Below are 8436 nucleotides of genomic sequence, written 5' to 3' on the forward strand. Positions count from 1 at the left end.
CCTCTCAGCTTGAGGCGGCGTCCGCGGGAACCAGCTTGTCGCGCAGCAATTCGGCCAAGCCGCGGATCGTGCCAATCTTTGCGATGTCGGCGGGCGTCACCCGTACGCCCGTTTCGGTCTGGATGCGGGTAAGCAGTTCGAGACCACCCAGCGAGTCGAGCCCGTACTCGGAAAGCGGACGGTCGGGATCGACGTTGCGACGCAGGATCAGGCTGACCTGGTCAGAGATCAGGCGCCGCAGCCGGGTAGGCCATTCGTCCGGGGCCAGCTCATTGAGCTCGGCACGCAGTTTGCTTGTGCCCGTTGAACCTTGTCCGTCGGAGCGGAAAGCTTCGGCGAACGGACTGCGCTCGGCGAAAGCGGCCAACCACGGTGTGTTCGTCAACGGGGCATAGCCCGTGCAGGCACGGTCGTGGCGCAGCAGCGCATCGAACGCATAAGCGCCTTCGTCGGGAGCGATCGCGGCGTCGGCGCCTTCGGCCAAGGCGGTGCCACGTCCAATCTGCCCCCACGCGCCCCATGCGATCGCGGTGGCGGGCAGACCCCGAGCCCGCCGCCAGCGGGTGAAGGCGTCCAGCCAGCTGTTTGCCGCGGCGTACGCACCCTGTCCGGGTGACCCCACCAGCGCGGCGGCCGAGGAGAACGAGCAGAACCAGTCCAACGGCTGCGAAGCGGTGGCGGTGTGCAGATTCCACGCCCCATAAACCTTTGGTGCCCAGTCATGTTCGATGAGATCATCCGTGATGTTGGTCAGCGTGGCATCCTCGATCACCGCCGCCAGATGCAGCACACCGCGCACCGGAAGCCCGGTGGCGGTTGCCGCGGCCACCAACCGCTGAGCCGTCCCAGCCTCGGCTATGTCGCCGCACTCGACGACGACATCGGCACCCGTCCCGCGGATGCGTTCGATCATCGCCCGCGCCTCGGGATTTGGCTGTGAACGCGAGGACAACACGATACGCCCGCAGCCGGCCTCCGAACCAGGCGAAGCCATCTTGTCGGCCAAAAACAGCCCCAGGCCGCCCAGTCCACCGGTGACAATGTAGGCGCCGTCGCTGCGGAAGACCTCGACCTGCGCCGGCGGCACCATCACGCGGCTGCGGCCGGTATGCGGGATATCGAGCACGAGTTTGCCGGTGTGTTGCGCGCCGCTCATCACCCGAATCGCCGTGGCGGCATCGGCAAGCGCGTAGTGTCTGGCTTCAGGCATCGGCAACTCACCGTTCGCGGTGAGCCGGTACACCGTGTTCAGCAAGTCACGCAGCCGGTCCGGATGACTGAACGACATCAACGCCAGGTCGAGGGCGTAGAACGTCAGGTTGCGCCGGAACGGGAAGAGCCCCAGTCGGGTATCGCCGTAGATGTCGCGTTTGCCGATCTCGACGAATCGCCCACCGAACGCGAGCAATTCGACGCCCGCGCGCTGGGCGGGCCCGATGACCGAGTTGAGCACGATATCCACGCCATAACCGTCGGTGTCCCGGCGTATCAGGTCGGCGAACTCTACGCTCCGCGAATCGTAAACATGCTCAATTCCCATGTCGCGCAATAATTGTCGACGTTGCTCGCTGCCGGCTGTGGCGAAGATCTCGGCGTCTGCAGCCCGCGCGATGGCGATCGCCGCCTGTCCGACCCCACCGGTCGCGGAGTGGATCAGCACCCGATCACCGGCACTGATTCGGGCCAGCTCGTGCAGGCCGTAATAGGCGGTGGCGTGCGCGGTGGTCACCGCCGCGGCCTGGTGATCGGTCAGGCCGACCGGCAGCGTGACAGCCAGGCGCGCGTCGCAGGTGAGGAAGTTACCCCAACAACCATTGGCGCTAAGTCCCCCAACATGATCGCCCACCTTGTGGCCGGTCACGTCCGGCCCGACGGCGGTCACCACGCCGGCGAAGTCGGTGCCCAGCTGCGGCAGCCGCCCCTCGAAGGCGGGGTAACGGCCGAACGCAACGAGCACGTCGGCAAAGTTGATGCTGGACGCGCTGACCGCTACCTCGATCTGTCCTGGTCCGGGTGGAATACGGTCGCTGGCAACGAGTTCGAGTGACTCCAGATCACCCGGCGTACGGATCTGCAGGCGTATCCCGTCCCGCTCGCGGTCTGCGACGGCGGTTTGCCGCTCCTCGGGGAGCAGTGGGGCGGGGCACAATCGCGCGGTGTACCACGCGCCATTCCGCCAGGCGGTCTCGTCCTCCTCCAACCCGCCGAGAAGTTGGCGAGCCAGCTGGTCGGCGTCGGTGGTCTCGTCGACGTCGATCTGGCTGGCGCCCAGGTGTGGGTGCTCCATGCCGATCACCCGCACCAGGCCCCGCAGCCCGGCCTGCTCGAGGTTGGGCACGTCGTTGGACACCACGGTTTGGGCGTTGCGGGTCACGACATATAAGCGCGGCGGTTCGCCCGGAAGATCCGCCAACTCACGGGCAATGCGCACCAGATGTTGCACATAGTCCCGGCCCAGCTGCGCACTCCGCTCGTCGGGGTCGCCGTTTTTCGGTCCGGTCAGGATCGCCACACCGGTGAATTCACCGGCACGCAAACGGTTTCCAAGCTGGTCGGAGTTGGAGGTGTGGTCGGCCTGCTGCGGCCAGGACATGGTGGTGCACTGCACCCCATGGTTCTTCAGCGCGTCGGCCAATGTGCTGGCCACCACGTCGGCGGTGGCGCTGGTGCCGATCAGCAGCCAGCTTCCGGCGTCGGTGTGGTCCAGCTCGGGCAATTCTCGTTGCCGCCATTCGATGGTCAGCAGCCGCTCGGCCAGCAGCCGATCGTCATTGCCGCTCCCCGACGCGCTGGTGCCCACCCGCAGCCCCTGCACGGTGACCAGGACCGCGCCGTGCTCGTCGAGCAGGTCGATGTCGGCCTCGACCCCGGAGGTATCGGCTTTCGTCACCCGTGTGTAGCAGTAATGGACGTTGCGGGCAGCGCTGTAGGCGCGCAGGAGGCGAATACCCAATACCAATCCGAGCGCGCCTTCGCCCAGGGCCTGAACGTCCGGATGAGCCTCCACGGACTGAAAACACGCATCCAGCAGTGCGGGATGCACGCCGTAAGCCGCTTGCTGCGAGCGGATTTGGCGGGGTAGCGCCACCTCGGCCAGCACGGTGCCCGTCGCCCCTCCGCCGGTGTGCACGGCGCCGAGACCGGCGAACGCGGGACCGTAGTGGACGCCCCGCTCGTCCATGCGCTTGCGCACTTCTGCGCCGTCGTCACAACCCGGATGCGCCGCAAGTAGTGCGGACATGTCGTGCGCAAGTGGCTGCTCGTCCTCCGCGACGTGGAGGACGGCGGAAGCATGCCGCGCCTTTTCGGCGCCCTGATGTGACTCCACGGTGAAGTCGACAACGCCCGGCGAGGACAACGATCCCGAGGCGCCGATCGTGGTCAGCTCCTCCAGCAGGAGCGCCTGCTCGAAGCGGATGTCACGAACCTCAGCCGCCTCGCCCAGCACGGTACGCGCCGCCGCCAGCGCCATCTCGCAGTAAGCGGCTCCCGGCAGCATGGGTACGTCCCGAAGCCGGTGGTCCGCGAGCCAGGGGTGGGCGGCGGTGCCGACCTCGGCCTGCCAGACGTGGCGTTCCGGTTCCTCGTCCAAGCGCACATGCGAGCCCAGCAGGGGGTGCACTGCAACGGTGCAACCACCATGTGTCGGGGATTCCTGACCCCCGCCGCTCAACCACAGCCGCCGGTGCGTCCACGTCGGCAGCGGCGCATCGACCAGCCGCCCGCTCGGGTAGAGCACCGAGAAATCGACCGCCGCGCCCGCGGTGTGCAGGTCCGCCACAAATCCACGCAGGCCGTGCGGAAGCTTCTGTTCGCGGCGCATACCGGCCAGAGCGGCCATGGGCATCTCGCGGTTGCGGGCGGTCTGCTCGAGGGCGCGGACAAGTAGCGGGTGTGGCGACAGCTCGGCAAAGACCCGGTAGCCGTCCTCGAGAGCTGCCTGCACTGCCGTGGCGAACCGCACCATACGGCGCATGTTGTTCGCCCAATAGCGGGCATCGCACACCGGCTGCTCCCGCGGATCGAACAGGGTCGCCGAGTAGAGGGGCACTTGCGGTGTCATCGGGCTGATGTCGGCGAGCACGTCGATCAATTCGTCCATGATCGGATCGACCTGAGGCGAATGGAAGGCGACATCGGTGGGAACCTCGCGCGCCATCACGTCGCGCTGCTCCCAGGCCGCGACCAGGTCGTGAACCGTTTGCGCGGCGCCGGCGATCACCGTGGACTGCGGCGAGGCCACGACCGCCACCACGACATCGTTGATACCGCGTGCCGTCAGTTCCGAAAGCACCTGCTGCGCAGGCAATTCCACCGAAGCCGTGGCACCGGCACCGGCGACGCGAGTCATCAGCCGCGAGCGCCGGCAGATCACGCGCACCCCGTCTTCCAGCGACAACGCGCCCGCGGCGACAGCTGCCGCGGCCTCACCGAGAGAGTGCCCGATGACCGCCCCCGGGCGCACCCCGTAGGCCTTCATCGTGGCGGCCAGGGCGACCTGCATGGTGAACAGCGTCGGTTGGACCCGGTCTTGACCGGTCACGGTCTGCGGCGTCGAGATCGCGTTGGTCACCGAGAATCCGGACTCCCGGGCGATCAGCGGCTCGGCTTGCGCGACGGTGGCGGCGAACACCGGTTCGTTCGCCAACAGGTCGGCGCCCATCGCCGCCCATTGCGAACCCTGCCCGGAAAACACCCATACCGGTCCGCGGTCGTCCTGTCCGACCGCGGCCGGATACGGAGTGTCGCCGTCGGCAATCTCGCGCAGGGCCTCTACGAGTTCGCGCCGGTTGCTGGCGATGGCGGCGGTGCGTACCGGGCGGTGCGCGCGCCGACGTGCCAGGGTATAGGCAAGGTCGGGCAGCGCCAGGTCGTCATGTGCTCGCACCCAATCGGCCAGCCGGCCGGCGGTGCGGCGCAGTTCGTCGGCCGAGGTGGACGACAGTGGAAACAGCAGAGACGCCGTCGTCGAAGCCTCGGGTGAGACACCCTCGGACACAGCGGCTTCGAGAAGCTGCTCAGGTGCTTGTTCCACGATGGCGTGCACGTTGGTTCCCGACAGCCCATACGACGAGACCGCCGCCCGCCGCGGGTGATGGCCGTTCGTGACCCACCGTGTATTTTCCTGCGGCACAAACAGCTTCGTATCTATTCGGGCAAGATCATCGGGTAGCCGGGTGAAGTGCAGATTCCGGGGAACCACACCGTGTTGCAGGGCGAGGATGGCCTTTAGCAGCCCGAGTGCTCCGGAGGCCGCTTGGGTATGCCCGAAATTGGTCTTCACCGACGCCAGCGCGCAGGGGCCGTCGACGCCATAGACGTTGGCCAGACTGGCGTATTCGATCGGGTCACCCACCGGGGTGCCGGGGCCGTGCGCCTCGACCATGCCGACCGTGCGGGCGTCCACACCCGCGGCGGCTAACGCCGCCTGATACACGGCTGTCTGGGCGGTCTCCGATGGTGTCGCGATGTTCACGGTGTGCCCGTCCTGGTTAGCAGCGGTCCCGCGCAGCACCGCCAGGATTCGGTCCCCGTCGCGTTGCGCGTCAGTCAACCGCTTGAGCAGCACCATGACGCTGCCCTCCCCGCCCACGAACCCGTCCGCCGCGACGTCGAAGGCGTGGCAGCATCCGGTCGGCGACAGCATGCCCTCGGCCGACCCGGCGGAGAATTTCCGCGGATCCAACGCCAGCGTGGCCCCGCCGGCCAGCGCGAGGTCGGTTTCACGCTCGTGCAGGCTGCGGCAGGCCAGGTGTATCGCCGTCAGGCCGGAAGAACACGCCGTGTCCACCGTCAATGCGGGACCGTGGACCCCCAAGGCGTAGGCGATGCGCCCGGACGCCAGGCTGAAGCTGTTGCCGGAGAAGCCATATGCCCCCTCCACGGAGTGCGCGTCGGCGGCCAGCAATTGGTAGTCGCCATGCGTCAACCCCAGGAACACACCGGTCAGTGAGTCAGCGATGCGCTCCCTCGTGAGACCGGCGTGTTCCATGGCCTCCCACGAGGTCTCCAGCAGCAACCGGTGTTGCGGATCCATCGCGGTCGCTTCTCGCTCGTTGATCCCGAAGAACTCGGAATCGAAACCGGCGACGTCGTCGATGAAGGCGCCCCACCGCGATACCGACCGGCCCGGCACACCGGGTTCCGGGTCGTAGTACTCGTCGGCGTCCCAGCGGTCGGGCGGTATTTCGGTGACCAGGTCATCGCCGCGTAACAACGCTTCCCACAACTGATCCGGCGAGTCGATGCCGCCGGGAAGCCGACACGCCATGCCGATCACCGCAACAGGAGTGACAGGCGTCGTGGCCATAGGGGCGGAGTAATCGGTCGAAGGCGAGCGCTGCATGGCGTCGTCGATCAGTTGGGCAGTCATTTCGCCTCCTTGCGGCAGCGACCGAGTGGCTTGTCAGTCGCGAGGGTGCCGTCGGTTGTGTAGTAGAACGGGGTGATACTCACCGGTCCTCCATGATTTCGCTTTGGCATGAGCCGAATGGGTCGGTGCACTCGCTGCAACCGACCGTGCGCGCTAGGGCTGGGCCCGGAAAGGGCCTCGACGAAGTGCATGCCCCGAGCGTCGTGGCTTTCAATCCCGTTGTCAGGCTTATCAAGTCGGTAGCGTAGTCAGGACCCCCACATAGAGTGGTGAACGCAAGGCGACAGAGTGGTGGCTCCGGTACCGGCAATAAATAACGCTACCGAAAATGAGTCTTTTGGCACGGATTAGATTCCGCGACAGCACTTTTCGTCGACCTACGGGAGTTGGGTATTACGCGGCGGGCCGCCGGAGAGAACTGTACCGCGACCGTGCCGCTCGGCGTCCAGTAGACGTAGCCGACGACGACTAGCTAAAGCTCCCCGGCGTCGATGGCTTCCTTGACTTCCTGCGCGCGGGCTACCTGCGCGGCGGTGTACCCGATTAGCAGCGCCACCCCACCCAGTAGCACGACCACTCCGGCCAACCACAACAGGCCGTAGGTGTAGCCGCGGTCCAGCGCATGCAACTGGGCGGCGTTCATGAACTTCACCGGCCGGAGGGTGCCGCCGAGGTGCAGCGTGCGCGACGTGATGGCGACCTGGATGACGACCAGCACCAGCGGTCCACCCAAGGTCTGCAGCATCATCGAAATCGCCGACGTGGGCCCGATCCGGTCCGAATCGACGGAGGCGATCACCGATAGCGTGAGCGAGACGAAGACCGCCCCGATACCGATAGCGCCAACGATGAGCGGCAACACAAGATTCGGGAAGTACGGCGTGCCCCGGTTGAAGGTCGAACCGTACAGCGCCGCGCCCAGAATCAGGCCGCCGCTGGCGATTACCACCACCCGGGGCGGGAACCACGTCACCAGCTTCGACGCCACGGCCACCCCGATGGCCATCGCGATGCCGAACGGGACGAAGGCGATGCCGGCGCGCAGCGGGCTGTAGCCCATGATGGTCTGCACATACAGGCCGACCACCACAGTCAGGGTGAAAAATATCCCACCGGCAAGGAACATGGATGCGAATGTGGCCAGCCGGTTGCGGTCGCGGAACAGGCTGAACGGCACGAGGGGGTTCTCGGCCCTGCGCTCGACGACGAGGAACGCCACGAAAGCGGCCAGAGCCGTCACGCCCGAACCGAGCGTGACGGCCGACAGCCACCCCTTCTCCGGGCCGATCGATAGGCCAAACACTGCGGCGGTACAGGTGAAGGTGGCCAGCACAGCCCCCGCGCTGTCGAGCTTCATCCGCTCCTTCTGGGTCTCCTGCAACGTGTTGACGGCGAGGTAAATCACGGCCAGACCGATCGGCACGTTCACCAAAAACGCCAGGCGCCAGGACATGTCGGTCAGTGCCCCGCCCACCACCAGGCCCAGCACCCCACCGAGACCAGACGTGGCGCCGAACACCGCCGTCGCAAAGTTACGTTCCGGTCCCGTCGGGAACGTGGTCGCTATTAGCGCCAGAATCGTCGGTGTGGTGATTGCGGCGGCCCCGCCGTGCAGCAGCCGTGCCGATATCAGCACGCCCCCGTCCCAGGCGACGCCGCACAGCATCGAGGCGAAAGTGAACAGCGCGACCCCGACGATGAAAGCACGTTTGCGGCCGATAGCGTCACCCAGGCGGCCGCCCAGCAGCATCAAACCGCCAAAGGTCAGCATGTAGGCGGTGATCACCCAACTCCGCGCGGCATCCGATAAGCCGAGCTCGTTCTGGATCCTGGGAAGCGCAAAGATCGCGACGGGGCCGTCCATCGACACCATCAGCTGTATGCCGCCGATCGCGACAACTACGGCGACGAACCGGCGGGACCGCAACAAAGCCGGAATGCGCCGCTTCCTATGGTGCAATGTGGTCGGTTCGACGGACATTATGAACCGCTATTTCGCCGCGTCGCCATAGCGCCAAATGCGGGTTCGAAGAGCGAATCCCTGCGTCTGGGTATCACTCACC

At 66.5% G+C, this 8436-nt stretch carries 2 protein-coding genes; both read right to left on the reverse strand.

Annotated features, from left to right (window positions below; genetic code table 11):
* Nucleotides 1-4: 4 nt before the first annotated feature.
* On the reverse strand, nt 5-6373 hold the full coding sequence (gene pks2 / locus A5622_RS00340) for a type I polyketide synthase (protein ID WP_066875942.1): 6369 nt from the start codon (nt 6371-6373) through the stop codon (nt 5-7).
* 472 nt (nt 6374-6845) lie between these two features.
* Complete coding sequence (locus A5622_RS00345; RefSeq protein WP_066875943.1) at nt 6846-8354, reverse strand: MFS transporter; 1509 nt, start codon at nt 8352-8354, stop codon at nt 6846-6848.
* Nucleotides 8355-8436: the final 82 nt, after the last annotated feature.

This window comes from Mycobacterium sp. 1245801.1, assembly GCF_001673055.1.
Classification (GTDB): Bacteria; Actinomycetota; Actinomycetes; order Mycobacteriales; family Mycobacteriaceae; genus Mycobacterium; species Mycobacterium europaeum_A.

Excerpts from the sequence above, each read along its gene's own strand:
- pks2 (WP_066875942.1), bottom strand. The coding sequence starts at position 6,373 with ATGACTGCCCAACTGATCGACGACGCCATGCAGCGCTCGCCTTCGACC.
- A5622_RS00345 (WP_066875943.1), bottom strand. The coding sequence starts at position 8,354 with ATGTCCGTCGAACCGACCACATTGCACCATAGGAAGCGGCGCATTCCG.